Annotated in this window: 22 protein-coding genes; 4 read left to right on the forward strand and 18 right to left on the reverse strand. The window is 61.9% G+C overall.

Translation table 11 applies throughout. The features are described from left to right. Positions 1–14: 14 nt before the first annotated feature. The gene (locus JFN93_RS13305) at positions 15–1406 is read left to right on the forward strand and encodes an NADH-quinone oxidoreductase subunit N (RefSeq protein WP_199384580.1); all 1392 of its coding nucleotides are present in this window, start codon (positions 15–17) and stop codon (positions 1404–1406) included. 703 nt (positions 1407–2109) lie between these two features. On the opposite strand, the gene JFN93_RS13310 is transcribed toward JFN93_RS13305, so the two are convergent. Next, complete coding sequence (locus JFN93_RS13310; RefSeq protein WP_199384581.1) at positions 2110–2736, reverse strand: hypothetical protein; 627 nt, start codon at positions 2734–2736, stop codon at positions 2110–2112. A 301-nt stretch (positions 2737–3037) separates the two neighbouring features. Between JFN93_RS13310 and JFN93_RS13315 the strand changes: the two genes are divergently transcribed. Further along, the gene (locus JFN93_RS13315; protein WP_199384582.1) at positions 3038–3415 is read left to right on the forward strand and encodes an RNA recognition motif domain-containing protein; all 378 of its coding nucleotides are present in this window, start codon (positions 3038–3040) and stop codon (positions 3413–3415) included. Between the two features lie 135 nt (positions 3416–3550). Next, positions 3551–5374, forward strand: coding sequence for an excinuclease ABC subunit UvrC (gene uvrC / locus JFN93_RS13320; protein WP_199384583.1), 1824 nt, complete (start codon positions 3551–3553; stop codon positions 5372–5374). Positions 5375–5555: 181 nt separating this feature from the next. Here uvrC and JFN93_RS13325 read toward each other — a convergent pair whose 3' ends face one another. The 3 genes from JFN93_RS13325 to JFN93_RS13335 all read right to left on the reverse strand — a co-directional run bounded on the left by JFN93_RS13325 (position 5556) and on the right by JFN93_RS13335 (position 8269). Further along, complete coding sequence (locus JFN93_RS13325) at positions 5556–6143, reverse strand: GTP-binding protein (RefSeq protein ID WP_199384584.1); 588 nt, start codon at positions 6141–6143, stop codon at positions 5556–5558. 16 nt (positions 6144–6159) lie between these two features. After that, entirely contained in the window at positions 6160–6636 is a 477-nt protein-coding gene (locus JFN93_RS13330) for a roadblock/LC7 domain-containing protein (RefSeq protein ID WP_199384585.1), read from the reverse strand. A gap of 223 nt (positions 6637–6859) precedes the next feature. Further along, positions 6860–8269: a phosphoglucomutase/phosphomannomutase family protein gene (locus JFN93_RS13335; RefSeq protein WP_199384586.1), complete on the reverse strand. Its 1410-nt coding sequence runs from the start codon at positions 8267–8269 to the stop codon at positions 6860–6862. Between the two features lie 157 nt (positions 8270–8426). On the opposite strand from JFN93_RS13335, the gene JFN93_RS13340 reads away from it, so the two are divergent. Then, positions 8427–8999, forward strand: coding sequence for a peptidylprolyl isomerase (locus tag JFN93_RS13340; RefSeq protein WP_199384587.1), 573 nt, complete (start codon positions 8427–8429; stop codon positions 8997–8999). 202 nt (positions 9000–9201) lie between these two features. Here the strand turns inward: JFN93_RS13340 and JFN93_RS13345 are convergent, their stop codons facing one another. The 14 genes from JFN93_RS13345 to JFN93_RS13410 form a co-directional block, all read right to left on the reverse strand. Further along, the gene (locus JFN93_RS13345) at positions 9202–9879 is read right to left on the reverse strand and encodes a cytochrome C biogenesis protein ResB (protein ID WP_199384588.1); all 678 of its coding nucleotides are present in this window, start codon (positions 9877–9879) and stop codon (positions 9202–9204) included. An 82-nt stretch (positions 9880–9961) separates the two neighbouring features. Beyond that, a complete protein-coding gene (locus JFN93_RS13350) occupies positions 9962–10681 on the reverse strand; it encodes a cytochrome c biogenesis protein (RefSeq protein WP_199384589.1) in 720 nt (239 codons plus the stop codon). Positions 10682–10825: 144 nt separating this feature from the next. Then, complete coding sequence (def, locus tag JFN93_RS13355) at positions 10826–11329, reverse strand: peptide deformylase (protein ID WP_199384590.1); 504 nt, start codon at positions 11327–11329, stop codon at positions 10826–10828. Between the two features lies 1 nt (position 11330). Further along, positions 11331–11897: a glycine cleavage system protein R gene (locus JFN93_RS13360; protein ID WP_199384591.1), complete on the reverse strand. Its 567-nt coding sequence runs from the start codon at positions 11895–11897 to the stop codon at positions 11331–11333. A 173-nt stretch (positions 11898–12070) separates the two neighbouring features. After that, positions 12071–14377 (reverse strand): DNA translocase FtsK, encoded by a 2307-nt coding sequence (locus JFN93_RS13365; protein ID WP_199384592.1) that lies wholly within the window; start codon positions 14375–14377, stop codon positions 12071–12073. Positions 14378–14385: 8 nt separating this feature from the next. Further along, on the reverse strand, positions 14386–16086 hold the full coding sequence (locus JFN93_RS13370; RefSeq protein WP_328753944.1) for a ribonuclease J: 1701 nt from the start codon (positions 16084–16086) through the stop codon (positions 14386–14388). A 140-nt stretch (positions 16087–16226) separates the two neighbouring features. After that, entirely contained in the window at positions 16227–16625 is a 399-nt protein-coding gene (locus JFN93_RS13375) for a hypothetical protein (RefSeq protein ID WP_199384593.1), read from the reverse strand. Positions 16626–16633: 8 nt separating this feature from the next. Beyond that, complete coding sequence (locus JFN93_RS13380; protein WP_199384594.1) at positions 16634–16816, reverse strand: hypothetical protein; 183 nt, start codon at positions 16814–16816, stop codon at positions 16634–16636. A 1-nt stretch (position 16817) separates the two neighbouring features. Then, positions 16818–17513: a lysophospholipid acyltransferase family protein gene (locus tag JFN93_RS13385; protein ID WP_199384595.1), complete on the reverse strand. Its 696-nt coding sequence runs from the start codon at positions 17511–17513 to the stop codon at positions 16818–16820. A gap of 312 nt (positions 17514–17825) precedes the next feature. Continuing rightward, a complete protein-coding gene (locus JFN93_RS13390; protein WP_199384596.1) occupies positions 17826–18179 on the reverse strand; it encodes a hypothetical protein in 354 nt (117 codons plus the stop codon). Positions 18180–18285: 106 nt separating this feature from the next. Continuing rightward, on the reverse strand, positions 18286–19908 hold the full coding sequence (locus JFN93_RS13395) for a tetratricopeptide repeat protein (RefSeq protein ID WP_199384597.1): 1623 nt from the start codon (positions 19906–19908) through the stop codon (positions 18286–18288). 30 nt (positions 19909–19938) lie between these two features. Further along, positions 19939–20994 (reverse strand): radical SAM protein, encoded by a 1056-nt coding sequence (locus tag JFN93_RS13400; protein WP_199384598.1) that lies wholly within the window; start codon positions 20992–20994, stop codon positions 19939–19941. After that, positions 20991–21200: a hypothetical protein gene (locus tag JFN93_RS13405; protein ID WP_199384599.1), complete on the reverse strand. Its 210-nt coding sequence runs from the start codon at positions 21198–21200 to the stop codon at positions 20991–20993. Before JFN93_RS13405 ends, JFN93_RS13400 begins: the two co-directional genes overlap by 4 nt. A gap of 29 nt (positions 21201–21229) precedes the next feature. Then, on the reverse strand, positions 21230–22735 hold the full coding sequence (locus tag JFN93_RS13410; RefSeq protein WP_199384600.1) for a B12-binding domain-containing radical SAM protein: 1506 nt from the start codon (positions 22733–22735) through the stop codon (positions 21230–21232). Positions 22736–22770 lie beyond the last annotated feature (35 nt).

Consider the following 22770-nt stretch of genomic DNA (forward strand, 5'->3'; position numbering starts at 1 on the left):
GCGAGGAGTTCTTGATGTCGGTAGCCGATGTCTTATCTGTCATGCCTTTGATACTGACCGGCGTTGGTGCGCTGCTGGTGCTCCTTTTGGGGCCGTTTCTGCAGCGCGGCCTCGTCTATTGCCTGGCCGTCGCCGCCGGTACCGCGGCCGGCGTCTGGGGCGCGCTCTATCCGGCATCCTACACCCCCGCCATCCCCGGCATCTCCTTCTCGCCCCTGGCACGCTATCTCGTTCCGATCTTCTGCATTGCCGGCGTCCTCACCCTGCTCTACTCGCATGGGTACAACGACCGGCACCGGATCGAGGGGGAAGAGTACCCGGCAACAGTCCTCTTCGGGCTCTTTGCGATGTGCGTGCTTCCCTGCGCCACCAATCTCCTCACGCTCTTTCTCGCCCTGGAGTCGATCGCCTTTGCCTTTTACATCCTGGTGGCCATCGACCTGAACCGCGCGGAGTCCGGCGAGGCGGGTCTCAAGTACCTTCTTTTCGGCGCCGTCGCCGCCGCCTTCACGGCTTTCGGCATTTCGCTCATCTTCGCGGGGAGCGGCTCGCTGGAGCTTTCCGCCGCGCTCGACTTCCGCAACCGGGCCATCATGTCCGCAGGATGGGGGATGATCCTGATCGGGATCGCCTTCAAACTCTCCCTGGTTCCGGGGCACCTCTGGACTCCGGACGTCTACCAGGGCGCCCCCGCTCCCGTTGCCGGGTTCCTTTCCACCGGCTCCAAGGTGGCTGCGGCCGCCTTTTTGCTGCTGCTTTTAGGGGTTGCCGCTCCGGCCCGGGAGCTGCACGTCCCGCTGTTTGCCCTTTCCCTGCTCTCCATGGTGCTGGGAAACCTCGCCGCCCTGCGCCAGAACAACATCAAGCGGATGCTCGCCTACTCCTCGATCGCTCACATGGGGTACCTCACCCTCGCCCTGCTCACCGGGACCCGGGACGGGTATGCCGCAGTCCTTCTTTACGGCGCCATCTATACCGCGATGAACCTGGCTGCCTTCGGCGCCATCGCCGCGCTCTCCGGCGACGAGGAGCGGGCCCGCATGGAGGAATACTCCGGGGTCGGCTACAGCGCCCCCTTCCGGGCCGGAGTCCTGGCCCTTGCCATGATCGCCCTGGCCGGCATTCCCCCCACCGCAGGCTTCATGGGCAAGTTCTTCATCTTCTATTCCGCGGTGAAGGGGGGCGAAATCGCCCTGGCCATCATCGGCATCATCTCCGCCGCAATTTCCGCGTACTTCTACCTGCGAGTCGTCGTCCATCTCTACATGCGCCCCGCCGAAACCACCCCGCCTCAACCGGCTTCCCCGGCCGAATCGGCCGCCCTCTTCCTGAGCGCCGCCGCCATCGTCGTAATCGGGGTCTTCCCCAACGCGCTGCTTCATTATCTTGGGACGGTGCTGCGGTAGCACTCACGGCAAGAACTAACGTGCGGTCGGCTGAACGTGCAGAAGCGGCCTCCCCGCCGCGAATTGTCCCCTGAGGTAGCGAGAGGAGTGTCGTTTCTTGTATGACTGACGACGGTTCACCTTTTCTGTGGGAACGCCATTCCCGGCGCCATCCGCCGGAGGCGGCGCGTTCCGTTTCGATTATCGCGCCTGGAAAGGCGCTCCCACAGGGTAAGCAGCAACGTGCTATCCCATGGGCGGACCCCAGGAGGAGATATTCCGACGCGGCAGGAACGTCGCTCCTACCGCGATGGCTGCTTCGGTCTTGAGGTATCGGGAGGTCAGGATAGGGAACATCGGGGTAACGAGCGTAAGCCATCTCCAGACGCGCCGCTCTTGAGGGTGAGTGGGTCAATAAAATGAAAAGGCCCGCCATAAATGGCGGGCCTTCTTTTCAGACTGTTTCTGGGTTCCCTTTTCAAGGGGGTGGTTCAGCGGAATTTTCCGTTGAACGTGCACTGCGTCAAGTTGTGAGAATCCTTTGCGGTGGAGTTATGTCGATAATGGCTACCTCCTTTGTAAGGGATTCTGCTTCCCTTGTTGCTGAGTTAACTATACCACCCTGTTTTGCTGTTTTACAGTCTGTCATAAAATTTTTTTCCGTGTATAATGCAGTGGTTTTCCCCTGGGAAGCGGCGTCCCCACACTCACAGTACCGCTCTTGTTACTGCGCGCAAAGCTTTTCCAGTAAGGAAAAATTAATCTTCTTTGCGTAGGCCATCACGTCTGCTTCAGAAGCCCCGCTTTGCCCCTTCACAGAGAGCAGCACTTTATTAGCAACTACCAACTGTAGATTCTGCTCGCCTCCCTCCTGTTGCAGCATCCCCCGATAGGTACCGACCTTGATGCTTTTTCCGCCCGCCGCTCCCATGTATGCCGGGTTCTGAATGAGCATCACCAGGGAGGCAATGACCGGGGAATCCTTGATCAGATCGATGTGCACCTCGGGTGAACCATCCTCCCCACGAGCTTCTTTTACATAGCGGCGCGACGAGGTAATGCCGCCCCCCATCATCGCCGCTCCGGCGGCGCTTGCTTCGGCCGCTTCGGCCTTCCATCCCGTCAGGGCCTCCGGAAAGATGTTCTTCAGTTGGTCACCCTGCTTCATCCTGATCTGTTGCGCCGCAAGATCGAGCTCCGAGGCGGCCTCGCTGAACTGTCCCTGCTTGTAGAGCTTCACCGCCTCGTTGATCTGGTTCACCAGCTCGTCTTCGGCCAGGGCCGGTGTCGCCAAGGCAAGGGCGCATACGGCACCCAGCAGCTGTCTACGTCCGATTCTGAACACTCTCATTCGATCGTCCTCCTTCTCTCAAAGTTACCCATTTGACCATTCGGGATGAACAACCACCAACCAAAGATAGCAACAACGCGGCGTGCACTGACTCAGCGCCGCGGCAGAGACATTGTACTTGGTTAATGGATCGATACAACTTTTATTATGAGGTTCCGGTGCCGGCATCCGATACATCAGTGCCAATCCATCTGCCAGGCGATTGACATAGCTTTTGCCGCCGGCTTCACTCTTGTGGTACACTCGGCCTTTGGCCAATTCCACCAAACCTGCGATTACGCATTACAGACGGAGAAGACTCATGGCAAAAGAACTGTACGTCGGAAGGATCTCGTACGAGGCAACCGAGGAAGACCTGAGGAAATTGTTCTCCGTCTCCGGGACGGTGACCTCGATCCACCTGATCACCGACCTCAAGACCGGCGAGTTCAAGGGATGCGGCTACGTGCGGATGTCGACCGACGCCGAGGCCAAAGACGCCATCGCGACCTTGGACGGCGCCCTCCTGATCGACCGGAGCATCACCGTCTCCATCGCCAAGCCCCAGAAAATGCTCGCCAAAGGCGGCGGAGCTCCGTTTCGCCCGAAGGGACCCGGAAAAGGGGCGAAAGGTGCCCCGGCCCAGACGGGCGCCAAGAACCCGGCGGCCAAGGCCGGTGCCACCCGGAAGCCGCGTTAACCGGTTCCTTCCCCTTCAACGGGGAGGTTAGGAGGATGGGGGTACCTCAAGCCACAGCCCCCCATCCGCACCTAGCCTCTCCGTCAAGGAGAGGGGATTCGGTCTCGTCAACCGCCGACAGAGAAACACTCCGCAATGATTACCTCTGAAATGATCAGCAACTTCCCCTCTTCCCCCGGGGTCTACTTGATGAAGGGGAAGGACGACACGGTCCTGTACGTGGGGAAGGCCCGCAACCTGAAGAATCGGGTCCGCGCTTACGTGGGTCCCGGCGACACCCGGCTGCACATCAGGTTCATGGTGCATCTCGTCGAATCGGTGCAGTTCATCGTCACCGATACCGAAAAAGAAGCGCTGATCCTCGAAAACACGCTGATCAAGAAGCACCGCCCCCGCTACAACATCAACCTGCGCGACGACAAGACCTATTTCTCGCTGCGTCTGGATTTCAAGGAACAGTTCCCCCGGCTTACCATCGTGCGCAAGGTCCCTGCCGACGGCGCCCGCTATTTCGGGCCCTATTCCTCGGCGCACGCCGCGCGCGAGGTCCTCAAGCAGATCTACAAGATCTTCCCGCTGCGCCACCACCCGCTGGCCGCCTGCCTGCGGCGCGGCCGCCCCTGCCTTTACTACCAGATGAAACAGTGCTCGGCGCCCTGCTTCGGCAAGATCACCGCCGAGGAATACGGAGAGCTCGCTCGGGGCGCCGCGCTGTTCCTGGAAGGGAAAAACACCGAAATCGGCAAGATCTACCGGGACCGGATGCTGCAGGCATCCCAGGAAGAGCGCTTCGAGGAAGCGGCACGGTATCGCGACCTTCTGCGCGCCATCGAGGTGACCGTCGAGCGCCAGAAGGTGGTGGCGGGAAGCGGTGATGCCGACGTTTTCGGGATCTTCCGGGAAGGCGACCGGGTCCAGCTCGCGCTGCTCCACATTCGCGGCGGCGCCCTCACCGGGAGCCGCTCCTTCTGCTTCGACTGGGAGATGGAGACCGAGGAGGGGCTGGCATCCTTCCTCAACGAATACTACGACCAGGACGCACCGATCCCTCCACAGGTGCTGGTACCGATCCCGATCCCGGAACCGGCCGCGCTGGAGGAGCTGCTCAGCGAGAAATCGGGCAAGAAGGTCACCATCCATGCGCCGCAGCGCGGCTCCAAGCTGGAGCTGGTGAAACTCGCCCAGAAGAATGCCCAGAGCACTGCCGAGGAGACCAAGGCGCGGGAGAACGCGAGCAGCGACCTTCTCGACGACCTGGCCGACAAGCTCGACCTGTCCCGTCTGCCACGCCGGATCGAATGCTACGACATCTCGAACATCCAAGGGGAATTTCCGGTCGGGAGCCGGGTCGTCTTCATCGACGGCAAGGCGGACCGCTCGCTCTACCGGCGCTACCGGATCAAGACCGTGCAGCAGTCCGACGACTTCGCCATGATGCGCGAGGTCCTTTCCCGCCGTTTCAAGGCGGATAACCCGGAGGACCCGCCCGACCTCATCGTCGTCGACGGCGGCATCGGGCAGTTGAACGTGCTTCGGGCGGTGCTGAAGGAGCTGGAGATCGAAGGGGTGGAGGCGGCCGGTCTGGCGAAGAGCCGCGTGACGCGCGAGATGGAATCGGCCGAGCTGCAGCGCAGCGAGGAGCGGGTATTCCTCCCCGGGCGGAAGAACCCGGTGGTCATGCGGCAAAGCTCCGCGCCGCTCTTGCTGCTGGTGCGGATCCGCGACGAGGCGCATCGGTTTGCGGTCACCTATCATAAGAAGGTCCGGAGCAAAGAGCTCACTTCATCGGAACTGGAGGGGGTTGTGGGGATCGGCGAAAAGCGGAAGAAGGCGCTCCTCACCCACTTCGGGAGCCTGAAGGCGGTGAAGGAAGCAAGCGTCGAGGAACTCGTGAAGCTGAAGGGGATGACCCTGGGAACGGCCAAGGCGCTGTGGGAGAAGCTGCACCAGGAAGGGTGAGTGGGGGCTCTGTCGGAGCGCCCATCATCCGCCGGGGGAGCGTTACAACCCGCGCGGCGGGTTGATCGCGCCTGGAAAGGCGCTCCCACAGGGTACGTCGGTCGCGCCTCAGGGCCACATAAGCAAAAAGGGGACAGGCTCCGAAGGTGCCTGTCCCCTTTTTGCTTACCTTTTTAGCGACTTACCGCCCCTTCTTCAATTCCTGGAGGATCAGCTTCGCCACCGCCTTCAGGGTCTCGAAGACCCCTTCGCCGGTCATGGCACACGCCTCGAAGTCGGGAACGTTGGTGGGGTTGAGTTCGCGGCGCAGCTCGTCGACGGGAAGAACGTCCGGAAGGTCGCGCTTGTTGTACTGGATCACGTACGGGATCTTGTCCAGGTCGTACCCCTGCTCGGCCAGGTTGGTGCGCAGGTTCTCCACGCTCTCCAGGTTGGCGTCCATACGCTCTTCCTGGGAGTCCGCCACGAAGACCACCCCGTCCACCCCTTTCAGGATCAATTTCCGGGAAGCATCGTAGAAGACCTGGCCGGGAACGGTGTAGAGGTGGAAACGGGTCTTGAAGCCGCGGATCTCGCCGAGGGCCAGGGGGAGAAAGTCGAAGAAGAGGGTCCGTTCCGTCTCCGTCGCCAGGCTGATCATCTTGCCTTTCGCTTCCGGCGCCGTTTTCTGATAGACGAACTGCAGGTTGGTCGTCTTGCCGCAGAGCCCGGGCCCGTAGTAGACGATCTTGCAGTTGATTTCGCGGGAAGCGTAGTTGATGAAGGACATGAACCGTTCCTTTTGGTTACCGGAAGAGTTTGTCGATGTCGTCGTCGGTGATCTCGGCAAAGGGGAATTCGCTCTCCCCCTTCCGAAGCATCTCTTCGTTCTTCTCGAAGAGCGGGAGGAAGATGCCGGCGAACTCCTCGGAAGCCTTTCTCACCCGGAGCCGGACCAGCCCGAGCGAGGAGCGCGAGTCAAAGAGGACCACCAGGATGATCCGCCCCGCCACGATGGAGATATGGAGATGATCCCGCTCCCCCTCGTGAAAGAAGACCGAAAACTCCTTTTCCCCGATCAGCTTGGCCAACCCGCCGGTCGCCGCGATGCTCCCTGCCGTGAGCGAGGCGAGCGCCGTGGTGTCGATGCGCGCCGTGTCGCCTACCCCAACGATGAGCTGTCCGTTTTTGTCGACCAGAAAGACCGAAAGGGCGTTCGCGTCCCTCAGGAGCTTCTCGGCGACCGCAGTTAGCTGCGTATATTCCTCATCGTAGATCACCATCGGATGAGACTCCTTGAGCGGGGGTGGCGTGGCGACGGCAGCGATTTTTATAACAAATATAAGGGCTTATTGCAAGGAAAGGCGTTGGGACACCCATCCCCGACAGACGATGACTCCACCCCTCTTTGCGAAGGAGTGGATTTACCTTTCCAATCATAAGAGCAAATCCCCTAAATCCCCCTTTTTCAAAGGGAGAGTTAAAGGCCTACCAGAGGAAACGGTCCTAGATCCCGGCGATGCCGCGGGCGGCGGAGAGGAGTTCGGTCACCGTTGCCATGTCGCCGGCCTCACTGTAGAGCCTGAGCACCGGCTCGGTCCCGGAGGGGCGGATCAAAAGCCAGGAACCGTCACCGAAGATGAACTTGAACCCGTCGCGGAAGTTTTCCTTCACTACTTCCCGCCCGGCGATCTTGCTCATGCCGCCGGCCGCGAGCTTCGCCACCAGATCTTCCTTGGCCTGCTTCTCGATATGCAGGTCGATCCGGTTGTAGAAGAAGTGGCCGACCTCGTCCATGGTCTCTTCGAGGAGCTCGCGCAGTCCCTTCCCGCTCATCGCCATCGCTTCCAGGAGCAAAAGCCCCATCAGGATGCCGTCACGCTCCGGAATGTGCCCCTTCACCCCCAGGCCGCCCGATTCCTCGCCCCCCATCAGGATGTCGTGCTCCAGCATCAGCTCACAGATGTGCTTGAAGCCGATCGGGGTCTCGAAGATGGGGAGGTCGAACTTCTCGGCGAGAAGATCGATCATCCGGGTGGTGGAAACGGTCTTTACCACCCCGCCGCGCACCCCTTTCCGCTCGTAAAGGTGCCGCAGCAACACGGTATAGATCCGGTGTGAGGAGAAGAACTCGCCGGTCTCGTCGACGGCCCCGATACGGTCCGCGTCACCGTCCAGAGCCAGACCGACCTTGTATTCGCCGGTGGCGACCAGTGCGGACAGGGCTTCCAGGTTCTCAGCGATCGGTTCGGGGGGATGCCCTCCGAAGGAAGGATTTTCGGTGCCGTGGATCTCGGCGATTCCCGGGATCAGCTCGGGGAGGTACCCGCAGCCGGCACCGAACATCGGATCGACAACTGCCGGGATCTCCGCATTGCGGATCGCTTCCAGGTCCACATACCGACCGAGTTGGGCCAGGTACGGGACACGAAGGTCGATCACTTCTACCTCGCCGGTGTTCATCGCCTCGCGCAGCGGCTTGGAAACGATCTTCCGGGATGCGGCCTGGTTCTCGGCCACGATCTGCTCCAAAAGCTTCGTGGTGGCCGGCCGGGCGGAGCCGCCAAAGCCTTCCTTGATCTTGAACCCGTTGTAACGGGGGGGATTGTGGCTCGCGGTGATCATGATGCCGAGGCCGGCGCCGCGCTCGAAAACGGCCCAGGAAACGGCAGGGGTGGGAGCAAAACCGTCGGAGAACCATACCTTGATGCCGTTTCCCGCGGCGATTTCGGCGACCCGCTCGGCAAACTCATGGGAAAGGAAACGGCGGTCGTAGCCGATCACGATCCCGCGGTCGGCGAGATCTTCTCGGCGCATGTAGTCGATGGTCGCCTGGGCTACAACGGAGAGATTTTCAAAAGTAAAGGTGTCGGCGATAACGCCGCGCCAGCCATCCGTTCCGAATTGAATCTGCAACTTCGATAACCCCCGATAGATAGATTAAGGACCCGTCATTTTCTACTGTGGCGGCGTATCTGTCAACCATTAGTTGCCGGGTCCGGTGAGGGTTGACCGGCCAACGGAATTCGCTTATAAAAGCTGAGCGACATCAAATGAAAAAGGAGGAACCGAAATGTTCAGAAAAATGCTGCTGGCCCTGGTTGTGGTCGTGTCCCTGTGCGGGAGCGCCTTCGCCGCCGGGAAAAACCCGACTGCGGTGATCGACACCAATCAGGGCAAAATCACCATCGAGCTTTTTGCCAACCAGGCACCTTTGAGCGTGGCTAACTTCATCGACTACGCCAAAAGCGGGTTCTATGAGGGGACCATCTTTCACCGCGTCATCCAGGGATTCATGATCCAGGGCGGCGGGATGACCGCCTCGATCACCCCGAAGCAGACCGGGCGCCCGATCAAGAACGAGGCGGGGAACGGGCTGAAGAACGACCGCGGGACCGTGGCGATGGCACGTACCGGTGTTGTCGACTCGGCTACCGCCCAGTTCTATATCAACGTGGTGAATAATCCCTTCCTGAATCACCGCGACAATTCCCAGCAGGGTTTCGGCTATGCGGTGTTCGGTAAGGTCATCTCCGGGATGGATGTCGTCGACAAGATCGCCGCGACCCCGACCGGTGTGCAGCAGGGGATGCCCGACGTCCCGCTTACCCCGGTGGTGATCAAGTCGGTAACCATCCACAAATAAGCGTTTTTCCTGGATCGTTGAGAAAAAAAAAGGGCTTCCTCATAAGCGGGGAAGCCCTTTTCCTATGTAGCATCTACTACCTGTGGGAGCACCATTCCTGGCGCGAAGATGAACATTTGCCCCCATCCTCACCCTGTCCCTCTCCTTGAAGGAGAGGGGACGCTTCGATCAGGGAATTGGGAAAGTTGGGCAAATCATCCCTTTATCTTTGGCGCCGGGTGTTTAAGAGCATCAGGTTCCCGATGGTGAAGAAGATGGCGCCGATCAGGGCGGCGGGAGCGCCCGGCTCGCGGTGGATCTCGAAGAGGGCGGCCGGAGCCTCCATCATACCGACTTCCTTGATATAGATGCCGTACCCCTTGTGGAACAGGGGGTGGTTCGGGCGCACTTCGCTGCGCCGGCCGTCGGGGAACCTCAGGATGGCAGCGTAGGAGGTCATCATGCCCATCGCGCCGGTGGTCCCACCGATCTGCTCCACGGTGAGCCGCTCGCCGTCGGGAAAATAGATCCCCCCGCCCTGGATGACCTGGATCGGCTGCTTGAATCCGCCATAGGCCGAAATAAGATGGGCGAGCACGATGGCGAGAAAGCCGAGGTGCATCAACTGCGGCGCCAGGCTGCGTCCCTTGCGCAGCGCGTCGAAGCCGCAGACGATGGTGTTGACGACCAGGACCGCGATGAGAGCGACGCAGATCCAGAGCCACCAGGAGAAGGAAACCGGCGCCTCACGCAGGAACATGAAAAGCGGCATCTCGTTGAGCCCGCCCCCCTCCGCGGCACCCCGCGAAAACGAGCCGATCGCGAGAAACGCCATGACCAGGCAAATGAGCCAGAGCCCGAGATTAAGAGAGCAAAGCTTGTTGTAGAGACTTTTGAGCATCAAGGGGCTCCCCCGCCGGTCTGATCAGACCGATCGGACGGATCCGACGGATCGGTCCGATCGGACCCGGCGGAAACAGTTACTAAAAGCTGTGCGAGCTGCGCATGAGCATGCTGACGCCGAGATAGGTAAACAGCGTCACCAGGAACCCGGCGATGCCGATCCAGGCAAAAGCCTTGTCCCACGCCGGCCCCTTGATCCTCAGGTGCAGGTACATGGAATAGTAAAGCCACAGGATCGAGGTCCAGAGCTCTTTGGCGGTCCAGAGCCAGTAGGTCCCCCACGCATAGTATCCCCAGATTCCCCCGGAGATCATCGACAGCGAGAACATCGTGTAACCGACCAGCGCGGCCCGGTACTGCAGGTCGAGCAGGTTCCGCCCGCCCCCGTTCAGGTACATCCCCCCCAAAAGCGCCGCTACCCCGAAGAGCGCATAGGCGAAAAAGGCAAGGGCGACGTGGAGCTCGAACCAGTAGGTATCGAGCACCGGAGGCAGCGGCATGTTGAGAGTCGGGAAAGGGAGCGACAGGAGCGCGAACAGCCCGGCCATGAGACCGCACCCCCAGGAAAAGGAGCGGTTACCGCGCAGCTCCCGGGAGAAGACGAAGGGAATGGACATGAGGGCAACGGAACAGGAGAAAAACGCGAGGGTATCCTGCGGCCCGATCAGCGGCAGCCGCCCCAGGGTGAGCCCCCGGCCGGCGAGGTAGACGAGTTCCAAAGCCAGCCCGGCAACGAGCAGGGGCCAGCGGAAGGAGCCGAAAAAGTACAGCGGGATACAGGCGTAGTAAACCCAGATCATGATGTTTCCATTACAAGAAGGACCTTGAACTCCCCCCTTTGGCAAAGGGGGGCTGGGGGGGATTTGCCTTTACGTGCTGCCGCATGTGGCCCCGACGAAGGAAGGGTTCCGGCAGCGCCAAGATCCCGTTATCTTTAGGCAACTTTACTTGTAGTTCTTGCGACGGAACAGGCCGGTCTTGAGCGAGGAGATGCGGTCCAGGAAAAGATACCCGTCGAGATGGTCGATTTCGTGCTGGATCGCCACCGCCTCGAACCCGGAGGCGCTGATTTCCTGCCTTCCCTCGGGGCTCTCGAAGCGGACGGTGATGTCGGTGGCGCGCTCGACGTCGCCGGTGTAGTCGGGAACGCTCATGCAACCTTCGCGCATGGTCGCCGCACCGCTTCTCGCCACGATCTCGGGGTTTACCATCAACAGGCGGCCGTGGTTGTTGTCCTTGCCGTTGCGGCTTTTGGAAACGTCCACCACGCAGACCTTGAGCCCCACTCCGATCTGCGGAGCGGCTACGCCGACCGAGCCCGGTCCGGCCAGCATGGTGTCCACCAGATCGGTCAGCAGTTCGGTGACCGCCGCGTCGATCCGTTCGACGGCAGCGGCCGGGGTCTTCAGGATCGGGTCGGGATAAAGGACGATAGGGCGAACCGACATCTTACAGCGCCACCGGTGTGATGAGTCGCACGGAAATTTCCACCTTCAGCTCCTGCTTCAACCCCGCGAAAAGTTGGGTGACCTCTTCTACCGACATCCCCTCGGGGAGCGCCGCCTCGAGGATCAGAACGTAGACCGGCTCGGCGGGGCTCCCGATCAGCTTGGTGTTGAGATCGGTGATGTTGACCTGCCGGTCGGCAAGCTCGCGGGTGACCCGGTAGACGATCCCCGGCTTGTCGGAGCCGTACACCGAAACCAGGCAAAGCTCTCCCATCGGCTCCTGGTACTGGACCTCATCCACCTTCAGATTCCTGATGAAGAAAGAAAGACCGCCGCCGCTGAACTTGGTGGCGAACTCCGCCTCCAGGGTCTTCTTGGAGAAGGGCTTGACGTGGGAGACGATGAGGATCATCGCATACTCGCCGCCGAGCATGGTGGAACTGGAGTCTTCGACGTTGCAGCCAAGACGGTAGAGGACCTCCGCGGTGTCGGCCACGATGCCCGGGCGGTCCTTGCCGATAATGGTCACGGCGAAATGGGAAAGGTTCTCTTTCAGTACGGCATTCATCGTCGGCACCCCCTGGGTTATGGAAAACACGGCAATGGATTCTTGGTGGGTAAACCTTTGGCTCCCCCCTGTGAAAAAGGGGGGCTGGGGCGGATTTGCCGTTGCAAAACCTTAGAAGCAACTCCCCCTAAATCCCCCTTTTTCAACGGGGAGCATAAACCTGCGGTACGAGGTCACAGCTTGTTGATGAAGACCTCGCGCGGCTTGCTGGTGCCGTCGGAGGGGCCGATCACCCCTTCCTGCTCCATCTTCTCGATGATCCGGGCCGCGCGGTTGTAGCCGATCCGAAGACGCCGCTGGATCATGGAAATGGACGCCTGCTTCGCCTCGGCAACCAGCGCCAAGGCGTCGTCGTAGCGCTCGTCGATTTCGTCTTCCTCGTCGCCGCCCCCCTTGTCGCTTCCTTCCTTCATATCCAGGATCGACGTCTCGTAGACCGGCTTCCCCTGTTTCTTCAGGAACTCGACCACGCGCTGCACCTCGGCGTCGGAAACAAACGCCCCGTGGGCGCGGAGCATCTTGGAGGTCCCCGGCGGCAAAAAGAGCATGTCCCCCATCCCCAAAAGCGATTCGGCGCCGTTGCAATCCAGGATGGTGCGGGAGTCGATCTTCGAGGAGACCTGGAAGGAGACCCGCGCCGGGAAGTTCGCCTTGATCAGGCCGGTGATGACGTCGACCGACGGGCGCTGGGTGGCGAGGATCAGGTGGATGCCGGCGGCACGGGCCATCTGCGCCAGGCGGGCGATGGACTCCTCGATCTCGCGGCCGGCAACCATCATGAGGTCGGCGAGCTCGTCGACGATGACCACGATGTAGGGGAGATGGCCGTGCTCCAGTTCCTCTTCCTTGGCCAAAAACGCCTGGATCGCCGCCTCGCGCTCCTCCATCTCGTCGATCTCTTCCGGCTCCTCGATCTCCTCCACGACGACCGTCTCGCGCGCCTTGTTCTCGGCCGCCTCCTTCTCGCAGCGCTCCAGCTCCCGGTTGTAGGAGTCGATATTGCGGACCCCCTTGTCCGACATGAGCCGGTAGCGCCGCCCCATCTCTTCGACCGCCCATTTGAGCGCCAGCGCCGCCTTCTTCGGATTGGTGACGACCGGCAGCAGCAGGTGGGGGATCCCCTCGTAGACCGAAAGCTCCAGCATCTTCGGGTCCACCATGATCAGGCGGACGTCCTTGGGGGTGGAGGTATAGAGCAGCGACAGGATCATGGTGTTGATGGCGACCGACTTACCGGAGCCGGTGGCACCGGCCACCAGCAGGTGGGGCATCTTGGCGAGATCGGTGACCAGCGGGTTGCCGGCGATGTCCTTGCCCAGCGCCATCGGAAGCTTCATCTTGCCGCGGTGGAACTCTTCGGAGTTGAAGATCTCCTTGAGCGAAACCATCTCCCGCTCGCGGTTCGGCAGTTCGATCCCGACCACCCCCTTGCCGGGGATCGGGGCGACGATGCGGATGGAAAGCGCCTGCAGCGCCATGGAGAGGTCGTCGGAGAGCCCCGCGATGCGGCTCACCTTGATGCCGGGGCCCGGCGAGAATTCGTACATGGTGATGACCGGGCCGGGGCAGATCTCCACGACCTCCCCCTCGACGCCGAAGTCCTTGAGCTTCTTCTCGACCAGGCGGGCGTTCATGGTCAGGACTTCCTTGTCCTGCTTCTTCACTCCCTCCGGCACGGGATCGAGCAGCGACAGGGGCGGGGTCCGGTAGTCGCCGTCGCTCTTGATGAACTCGAACGCCTCCTGCACCGGGGCGAGTTTCTTCTCGTCCTTTTTCTTCTCCTTCTTGGCGGCCGGGGCCGGGACCGGAGCGGGGGCCGGGGCGTTGCGGATCACCGGCGCGGCGTGGGTGACCTTTTCCCCCTTCAGCTCGTCCGCGAGCTTGCGGTTCAGCTCCCGGCGCTCCTTGGCCTGTTCCCAGCGCTCCCGCGTCGTTTTCACCCACCAGGAGGCGAAGAGCACGAAGGAGAATCGGGAAAGAAGCATCGCGGAGGTAGCCAGCATCGGGAGCAGGATCAAAAGCGCCCCGAAGGTGCCGAAGGCCCGCTTCAAAAGGGAGGCGAAGCCGAACCCGATCACGCCGCCGGTCGGGACGATCTGGCTGAAGATCTCCGTTTTTTGCAGGGTGAAGCCGAACAGGCCGGCCAGGGAAAGGAGCAAAAGGCCGAAACCGACCGCTTTGTAGGGCTTCCAGCGCACTTCCTCGAAGCGGAAGTTGCGGTAGGCGAGGTAGAGCAGGGTCCCCGGGAAGAGGTAGGAGGCGAGCCCGAACAGCTGGAGAAAGACGTCGGCCAGCTGCGCGCCGAAGCGCCCGCCCCAGTTATGGGTCTCGATCTTGAGCGAAACGCTGTTGAAGGAGAGGTCGTCGCCGTTGAAGGAGAGGAGCGCCGCGGCGAGGAAGAGCCCGACCACGGACAGACCCATCCCCTTCATTTCCTTGCTGAATTTCTGTTTCTTCTCGGTGATCTCTTCTGTCGTCATGGCTTGTCCTACATCTCCAGGATCAGGGGGAGGATCACGGGGCGCCTCTCGATGGTCTTGTTGAAGAAGCGACGCAGCACGCGGCGCACTTCGAGCTTCACTTCACTCCAGTCGGTCATGACTTCCGGGTTCACCAGGGCGAGGGTGTCGAGCACCACCTTTTTCGCCTCGTCCAGGTACTGCTGGCTCTCATCCTCGAAGACGAAGCCGCGCGAGACGATGTCCGGGCCGTAGATGATCTCGCCGCTGCCCTGGTTGATGCCGATGATCACCACCACCATGCCGTCCTCGGAGAGGTGTTTGCGGTCCTTGAGCACCACGTTGCCGACGTCGCCGACCCCCTTGCCGTCCACGAAGACCCGCCCGGTTTCGACATGGTCGGCGATGCAGGCCTCCAGCCCGGAAAAGACCACCACGTCGCCGTTTACCGCGAGGATGGTCCGCTCCTTGGGAAGCCCCACCTTCTGGGCGAGCTGGGCATGTTTGACCAGGTGGCGGTACTCGCCGTGCACCGGGACGAAGTAGAGCGGGCGCACCAGGTTGTGCAAAAGCTTCAGCTCTTCCTGGCTCGCGTGACCGGAAACATGGACCTCGGAGACCTTCTCGTGGATCACCTCCGCGCCGCGGCGGTAGAGGTGGTTCATCAGGTCGGCGATGGTTTTCTCGTTGCCGGGAATGAAGCGGGAGGAAAGGATGACGGTGTCCCCCTCCTCCAGCTTGATCTGCTTGTGGTCGTCCATCGCGATCCGGGTCAGCGAGCTCATCGGCTCCCCCTGGCTCCCGGTGGTGATCATGCAGATCTCGCTCTTCTCCAGCCGCGGCAGCTCCTTCAGGTCGATCAGGAGGCCGTCCGGGATCTTCAGGTAGCCGAGCTCGCGGGCGATCTGCACGTTGGCGATCATGGAGCGGCCGTTCAACAGGATCTTGCGCCCGGTCTTCTCCGCCGCCCAGACCACCTGCTGCACCCGGTGGACGTTGCTGGAGAAGGCGGCGACGATGACCCGCCCCTCGCAGCGCGGGAAGATCTCCTCGAAGGCGTCGCCGACCAGGCGCTCGGAGAGGGTATACCCCTCGCGCTCGACGTTGGTGGAGTCCGCCATCAGTGCCAGGACCCCCTCCTCACCGTAGCGGGCAAAGGTGGCGAGGTCGGTGAGCTCGCCGTCGACGGGAGTCTGGTCGAGCTTGAAGTCGCCGGTGTGGATCACGACCCCTTCCGGGGTGCGGATCGCGAGCGCGCAGCCGTCGACGATGGAGTGGGCGACCCGGATGAACTCGACCTCGAAATTCTCTCCCAGTTCCACCTTGCCGCGCGGCTTCACCACGCGCAGGTCGGTCTTCGTGTCGAGGTCGTATTCCTTGAGTTTTTCCTTGACCAGCCCAAGAGTGAGGGCGGTGCCGTAGATCGGGGGATTGAATTCGCGCAGGATGTACGGGAGGGCGCCGATGTGGTCTTCGTGGCCGTGGGTGAGGAGGATGCCGCGGATGCGGTCGGAGCGTTCCCTGAGGTAGGAGATGTCCGGGATGACCATGTCGATCCCGAGCATGTAAGGCTCCGGGAACATCAGACCGCAGTCGATGATGATGATGTCGTCGCCGTACTCGAAAAGCGACATGTTCAGGCCGATCTCTCCCAGCCCGCCCAGCGCCAGGAACTTCAGCCCTTCGCTGGGAATATTCGGAATAGCAATGCTATTGGGTTCTTCTTCCACGTAGTTTCCTTAAGTAAGCGCCCGCGTGAGGTGGCTGAAACGTCAACTCCAGCTGAGACGCTGCCGCGTCGTCCCCTTTCGTTCCAGGGTCGCGCGTGAGCGCGAGCATGCGACGGAGAGGGTGAGGATGGGGTTGCCCCCTAGCGTCCGCCCTGCAGCTTGACCAGTGCGGCGATACGGGCGTCGCACTTGGCGATCCAGTCTTTGCCCGGCTGCGCGAACCAGCGCACCCCGTAGAAGGAGCTCCGGAGCGCCCGGTAGGCAACCAGGGCGCGCGCCGTATCGCGCTGCTGCTCCATCAGGGTCCCCAGTTGCCAGAGCCGTTCCGCGGACCGCTCCACGACCGAACTTCCCGGCGTGTACATGTGGATCGCCGCTTCATAACCGGCCACGGCACCAGTGAAATCCTCGGCCTTGAACGCCTGGTTTCCCTTGTCGAATTGGACGTGCTGCCGGTAGAGGGTGTTCGCCCACAGGAAGATGATCGCGATGACCGCCGCGACGGCGATATTCAGCGCTATGGTTTTTGCCTTGTCCATGTACCTTCTCAGCTTTTGAAGAAATTCGGCGCCATGAAGAGCAGGGTGCCGAGCAGGGCGACCGAGATCCCGACCAGGACCATCAGCGCCGCCACGATGTCCAGCGGCCGCTTCAGCCGGTGGGATGCCGGAAGACCCCAGGCGACCAGGGCGATGCCGACGGCGATCATGAGCAGATACGTTGCAGCCATTTCAGGGAGCCTCCAGTCGGGCGGTGACCGCCTCACGCACGCGCTCCAGGAGCACGTCTTCCTTCTCACCGGCCACCGGGATCGGGTCCGAGAAGGTCACGTGGATGGTGCCGGGATTGAGCTCAAGGGTATGCGCGGGATTTGCCCGCCGGCTCCCGTTGATCGTGAACGGTACGATGGGAACCCCCGCCTTGGCCGCCAGCAGGAAGGCGCCGCGCTTGAACGGGAGCAGGTTCCCGTCCGTGGACCGGGTACCTTCGGGAAAAATGACCACCGAGGTGCCGGAAGCGATGCGGGCGGCCGCCTCCTTCATGCTTTTCAGCGCCTTGCGCCCGTCGCTGCGGTCCAGGGGAACGTACCCCGCCCGCCGCATGGCCCCGCCGAACACCGGCACCCGGAAAAGTTCTGCCTTGGCAATCCAGGAAAAGCGGCGCGGGATCGCGATGCTGAGCACGTGAATGTCGAAGTTCCCCTGGTGGTTCCCCATGTAGATCACCGGACCGTCCGTGGGGATCTTATCGGTCCCGTCCACCACGAGGCGCACCCCTGCGGCCTTCACGCAGCCGTAGCTCCAGAGGCGGGCCCAGGCGTGGGACCATTTGCCGCTGCGGTCGACGAGTCCGGCGAGCACGGCACCGATGCTGCAGAAGAGGGTGTAAGGGATCAGGAAGATAAGGTAAAAGCGGCCAAGCCACATATATGAACTCCGTAGATAAATCCTCGCCAAGTTACTTTTTTTTACGGTGTGAGTCAAACCAAATCTAGGTTACAAGCGGGATGAAGGGGCTGGAGCGGGTATACAGGAAAAAAAACGGCTGAAGGCGGATCTTTCCTGGACTCTCTCCAAGGTCAAATCCGCCTTCAGCCGTTTTTGAAGCACCCCGACACTCGGGCTGGAGGAGCGACATTCCTGTCGCGATCATCGGCGCAAGGTCGCGACAGAAATGTCGCTCCTTGAATAACGGACGGAAGCTGCCTTTCCTGTGGGAGCGCCCGTCCACGCCGATGATCAGGCGAAGCACATCCGGTACCCCCAGAAGATCCCGCCACCGACGATGACGAACAGCACGATGTGCTTGAGGATGAGCATCTTGCGCCGGGTCTTCTCGACATCCTCGCCGAAGAAGTTGTCGACGTAGGTAAACGAGCGCATCCCCCCGGTGGCGAAGATGGTGACCGCGGCACCGACGCAGTTCCAGAAGAAGAACCGCTGCACCGCCAGGATCACCGTCGCCAGCTCGGGAGACTGGACCCGGTAGCGCTGCAACAGATAGATGGCGATCAGGTCGGAAAGCCAGTACCCGGTGGCGAAGTCGTGGATGAACCCGTTGAGAACGATGGCGACTTTTTTCACAGCTTCCATGGAAGCGATTCCTCCTTTGAGTCCAGGTGGTTTTCTGCACGGCGATCCCCTCACCCCGCCCCTCTCCCGGAGGGCGAGGGAGGTAGTGGATAAGGATCTCCCGTTCCTACATTTCCCGTTTCAAATCCTCGATGTTCTTTCGGACGGTGCGGCTTTTGGGAGCGAACTGGAGAGCCTGGTAGAAGGTCGCCAGTGCCTCCTGCTTCCTTCCCATATTCCACAAGGCACTGCCGAGGTTGTTATAGATTCTCCCGGTCGTTTTGCGGGACGGCCCCAGCGCCAACGCCTGGCGCAAATGTGCTTCCGCGCCGCTGAACTCCCCGCTCTGCAGCAGCGCGCTGCCGTAGGAAAACTGGCATTCCGGGTCATCCGGGCGCAGGGCTGCTGCCAGTTCGTGCTGCTTCACCCCCTCCGCAATCCGCCCCTGACGCAAAAGTTCGTCGCCCAGATTGTGCATCATCACGTAGTTGCCGGAGGTCCGGGCAATGGCGGCACGGAAGAGGGTTTCGCTGTTGCGCCAGAGACGAGCCTGGGCGTAGGTTGCCGCAGCCAGCCCAAGGAGCACCGCACTGACGACGACAGTGGCCGCCCCCCGCCTGCTACCGATCCACTTCTCCGCCGCAGCAACCACCGCGAGGAAGACGCCGATGTGGGGGATGTAGGTATAGCGGTCGGCGAGCGCCTGGAATCCGACGTGGACGATCCCGATAATCGGCAGCAGGGTAACCAGGTACCACAGAATCCCGAAGGTAATCCAGGGGTTCCGGTTGCGCTGAATGACCGCCAGGGCCAAAAGCCCCAAAAGTACCAGGATCGCCCCGACGATCTGCCCGGCAGGGATCTCTGCCGGGAACAGGTACAAAGGGGCAAGCCCTGCCGGCCAGACCGTCTTCACCAGGTAGAGCGCCACCGAGCGTACCGCGTTGGCGAGGTTCATTGCCACCCCGGGATCGACCCCCATGGCGGTCGCTCCGGAGGTTTTCTGCGCCAGAAAGGCCATTACCGAGGCAACGCCGGAGAGGAGAAAGAACGGTACCTTCTCGGCCAGGACCCGCGCCAGCCGTTGCCGGTCCAGCCGCCGCAGCGGCCACCAATCCAAAAGGAGCAGAAGCACCGGCAAGGTCACCGACATCGATTTGGCCAGTAGAGACGCCGCGAAAAAGGCGAGCGTGCCGAGGTAGCTGCCCCGGCGGGGCTCCCGGGCATACCGCTCGTAACCGATGAGAGCCAGGAGCATGAAAAAGGTGCACAACACGTCCTTGCGCTCGGAGGCCCAGGCGACCGATTCCACATGCAAGGGGTGGAGGGCGAAAAGTCCGGCGGTGATCGCCGCCAGCTGCGGGGCCAGGTTCAGCCGCCGAAGCAGCCGGAACAACAGCAGTACATTCAGCACATGGAACAGCAGGTTCATCGCATGATGGCCGGCGGGGTTCACCCCGAAGAGGGCGAAATCGATCTGGTGGCTCACCCAGGTGAGGGGATGCCAGTGCCCCTGCGCCATGGTGGTGAAGGCATCCCGGATCGCCTCCGGGGTAACCCCCCGGTTGACCAACGGATTTTCCAGCAGGTAGTAAGGGTCGTCATAAGCGACAAAATCGTTGCCCAAGACCGGGAAGTAGGCGAGCAGGGTAACCAGGACCAAGGCGATGACGTAATATCTGCTGACGCCAGCGGTGCTGTCGGCGGTCATCCGCAGGGACGAGTCGGCAGCCCCTGATGCGTCCTTCATTGCTTTTGCTCCGTAATTTCCCGGCATCGATCAGGCCTTTGGCTTTTTCACCCACAGCTTCACGGTGCGGCGGGCGTTCTCCAGGACGAACCGCACCGGGTGCTCCGCCGTCAAGGAAATGTTGTAGCTGCAGGTGTAGCAGCAGGGGGACGCCCCGGAACAGCTGCGGATCCGCTCCGACTGGGTCTTCATCCGCGCCAGGGCCGCGGCGGCCGATTCCTGGCGCAGGTCGGCGCAGGTGGGGAGATCGATGCAGGGGGCCAGTTTGCCGTCCGAATGCAGGTCGACGAAAAGCTCACCCGCCCCGCACGGCCCCATCGGCCGCTGCAAAAGGTAGCCGGCGGCCTTTTCATAGAAGCCGCTGTACTCCCAAAGCGGTGCCCCCTCCTTCTTGAGCCGGGAAAGTTCGACGAACACGGTCGCCATCTCCCTCAGTTCTCCCGACGAGGCCCGAAACTGGGGATGGTCGGCGCGGTGCTCGAAACCGCCCCCGAGGCTGACCGGGAAGACCGAAAGGAAGAAGCCGCGAGCCCGGGCGTAGCGGATCATGTCGAAGACTTCCTGGTAGTTGAGCCGGGAAAGGGTCATGTTGAGCTTGACCGGCTGGGGGGGCGGCGCGGCGGCGATCCGGTCCAGGGTGTTAAGGACGTCGGGCAAGAGGTCGCAGCCGCGCAGGGCCCGGTAGGTGTCCCGGCGCAGCGAGTCGAGGCTCACCGCCAACTGCAAAAGCCCCCGCGCATCGGAAAGGCGCTCGATCTGCTCGCCGGTCACCAACGTCCCGTTGGTGGTGAGGGTGTAGAGGAAACCGAGGCGGTCCAATACCTTGAACACCTCGAAGAGGTCCGGACGCAGAAAGGGTTCCCCGCCGGAAAGCTCGCTCACCAGGAAGCCGCAACGCCTGAGGTCGGTGAAGATCCGCTCGATCTCGGCAAGCGGGAGGTCCTCACCCTCGTCGCGCCAGATCGAGCACATGGGGCAGGCCTCGTTGCAGCGGTTGGTGACGTTGAAACTCACGAAGGTGGGCCTGCGCCGGTGCATGCGCAGGGCGACCCTGGCTTTTTTAAGGAAGCGGACCAGGTGGGTCATGGGCCGACCGGGAAGGTGTCGAGTCCACGGAACGGGACCGCGGTGAGGTAATGGCCGAGCGGGTTGAGTCCTAAGACGGCGTAGTCGACGGCAGAGGTGATCGAGGTGACCGGATGCCGGAAACCGGCGGAGTGGCCGGCGCCCCCCCGGCGAAAAACGGAATGGGAAACGGTGCGGATGTCGAAGGGCGGGGCCGGGCTCCGCAACGTGCCGGTCCCCCTTCCTTTCCTCAGGATCACGGAATCGGCGCGACCGCGTGCGGGTGCCCCTTGGCCGCCTTGACCGTCCGCATCAGCTCGATCACCTCGGGGGGCATCTGCTTCCCCCCCTCGCTCAGAGCCGTCTTCATCTGTCCGGCGAGATAGGAGTGGTGCACCAAAAGGTCGAGGACCGAGAGCATGAACTCCTGTTTCCAGGGGGATAGCTGGTGCAGGTTCTGGAACTTGTGCATGAAGAACTTCTGGGAGGCCTTGCCGAGTTCGGTTTCGAGCTCCTTGAGCGTCATGTTCTTCGGCTTGATGACCGGCTCCACCAGGTTGTATTTGCGGTAGTCCTTGGTGGCGACGTACGGCTCAAGCTGGGGATAGAGCTCGGCGTAGGGCCAGGGCGCGATGGCAAGGAAGAACCCCATGTCCGGGTTGTAGTGCTTGGCCAGCTCGATCGTTGCGGCGATGGATTCGGGGGTATCGTCCGGCATGCCGAGGACGAAGGAGGTTTCGGAGACGATGTCGGCGTTGTTGATGATGTCGATCGCCGCCTTGGACTGCTCCACCTTGGTGTTCTTGTTGAAGAGATCCAGGGTCGCCTGCTCGCCCGCCTCGACGCCGACGTAGATGTGCTCGACCCCGGCCTCGCGGTACTTGTCCATGATGTCCGCATCGCGCAGGATGTCGTCCACCCTGGTTTCCATGAGGAGCTTCACCCCGACCTTGCGCTCGATCATCAGGTCGAGGATCCGGACCCAGCGGTCCCGGTCCAGAGTCGGGATCTCGTCGGAGAGCATCGCCACCTCGACCCCGTACTGGTCGCGCAAAAGCTCCAGCTCGGCGACGAAGTTCTCCGGGGAACGGGCCCGCCAGGACTGGGCCCAGAAGAGCTGCTGCGAGCAGAAGGAGCACTTCTCCATGCAGCCGCGGGAAGAGGAGACGATGGCAAGCCGGGCGTTGTTCTTGGCGCGGTAGCTGTAGATCGGCCACTCGACGAGGTCCCAGGCCATCGGGAGCGAGTCGAGGTCGGCGATCGGGGGAGCCTTGGGAGTGACCACGACCTTGCCGTCCTGGTAGAAGGCGAGCCCGGGGACCTGCGCCGGATCGGCGCCGGCGTTGAGGCAATCCAGGAGCTTCACCAGGGTCACTTCCCCCTCGCCGCGCACCACGTAGTCGACGGTGTCGTGCTCCGCCTTCAGGATCTCGTCATAGCAGAAGGTGACGTGGACGTTGCCGTGCACGGTCACGACGTCGGGGTTGATCTTCTTCGCCAGCGCGGTGAGTTCCAGGGCGTGAGCCACCGAGGCGGTGTAGGAGGTGGTCGCCACGACGTCCGGCTTGAAGGCGCGGATCCGCTCCTCGATCTCGGGCCACTTGTGCCAAAGCGACATCGCATCGTAGTAATCGACCTCGTAGCCTGCGGCGCGCAGGGCTCCGGCAATGTAGACGAAACCGACGTTCAGCCATGTTCCGGCGGATTCAACAACGCCCGAGTGGTAGGGCGGGGTAATGAGGGCGACGCGGCGGATCTTCATGCATGCTCCTTGCAGGGTTTCCGGCTGCAACGGGG

The organism is Geomesophilobacter sediminis (genome assembly GCF_016458275.1).
Taxonomy (GTDB): Bacteria; Desulfobacterota; Desulfuromonadia; order Geobacterales; family Geobacteraceae; genus Geomesophilobacter; species Geomesophilobacter sediminis.

Bases quoted from the DNA above. Each gene is read 5' to 3' on its own strand.
- JFN93_RS13390 (WP_199384596.1), bottom strand. From the start codon at position 18,179: ATGGAAGCTGTGAAAAAAGTCGCCATCGTTCTCAACGGGTTCATCCAC.
- JFN93_RS13340 (WP_199384587.1), top strand. From the start codon at position 8,427: ATGTTCAGAAAAATGCTGCTGGCCCTGGTTGTGGTCGTGTCCCTGTGC.
- JFN93_RS13305 (WP_199384580.1), top strand. From the start codon at position 15: ATGTCGGTAGCCGATGTCTTATCTGTCATGCCTTTGATACTGACCGGC.
- JFN93_RS13315 (WP_199384582.1), top strand. From the start codon at position 3,038: ATGGCAAAAGAACTGTACGTCGGAAGGATCTCGTACGAGGCAACCGAG.
- JFN93_RS13385 (WP_199384595.1), bottom strand. From the start codon at position 17,513: ATGTGGCTTGGCCGCTTTTACCTTATCTTCCTGATCCCTTACACCCTC.
- JFN93_RS13380 (WP_199384594.1), bottom strand. From the start codon at position 16,816: ATGGCTGCAACGTATCTGCTCATGATCGCCGTCGGCATCGCCCTGGTC.
- JFN93_RS13365 (WP_199384592.1), bottom strand. From the start codon at position 14,377: ATGACGACAGAAGAGATCACCGAGAAGAAACAGAAATTCAGCAAGGAA.
- JFN93_RS13310 (WP_199384581.1), bottom strand. From the start codon at position 2,736: ATGAGAGTGTTCAGAATCGGACGTAGACAGCTGCTGGGTGCCGTATGC.
- JFN93_RS13410 (WP_199384600.1), bottom strand. From the start codon at position 22,735: ATGAAGATCCGCCGCGTCGCCCTCATTACCCCGCCCTACCACTCGGGC.
- JFN93_RS13330 (WP_199384585.1), bottom strand. From the start codon at position 6,636: ATGGTGATCTACGATGAGGAATATACGCAGCTAACTGCGGTCGCCGAG.
- JFN93_RS13360 (WP_199384591.1), bottom strand. From the start codon at position 11,897: ATGAATGCCGTACTGAAAGAGAACCTTTCCCATTTCGCCGTGACCATT.
- JFN93_RS13400 (WP_199384598.1), bottom strand. From the start codon at position 20,994: ATGACCCACCTGGTCCGCTTCCTTAAAAAAGCCAGGGTCGCCCTGCGC.
- JFN93_RS13345 (WP_199384588.1), bottom strand. From the start codon at position 9,879: ATGCTCAAAAGTCTCTACAACAAGCTTTGCTCTCTTAATCTCGGGCTC.
- JFN93_RS13375 (WP_199384593.1), bottom strand. From the start codon at position 16,625: ATGGACAAGGCAAAAACCATAGCGCTGAATATCGCCGTCGCGGCGGTC.
- JFN93_RS13395 (WP_199384597.1), bottom strand. From the start codon at position 19,908: ATGAAGGACGCATCAGGGGCTGCCGACTCGTCCCTGCGGATGACCGCC.
- JFN93_RS13325 (WP_199384584.1), bottom strand. From the start codon at position 6,143: ATGTCCTTCATCAACTACGCTTCCCGCGAAATCAACTGCAAGATCGTC.
- def (WP_199384590.1), bottom strand. From the start codon at position 11,329: ATGTCGGTTCGCCCTATCGTCCTTTATCCCGACCCGATCCTGAAGACC.
- JFN93_RS13350 (WP_199384589.1), bottom strand. From the start codon at position 10,681: ATGATCTGGGTTTACTACGCCTGTATCCCGCTGTACTTTTTCGGCTCC.
- uvrC (WP_199384583.1), top strand. From the start codon at position 3,551: ATGATTACCTCTGAAATGATCAGCAACTTCCCCTCTTCCCCCGGGGTC.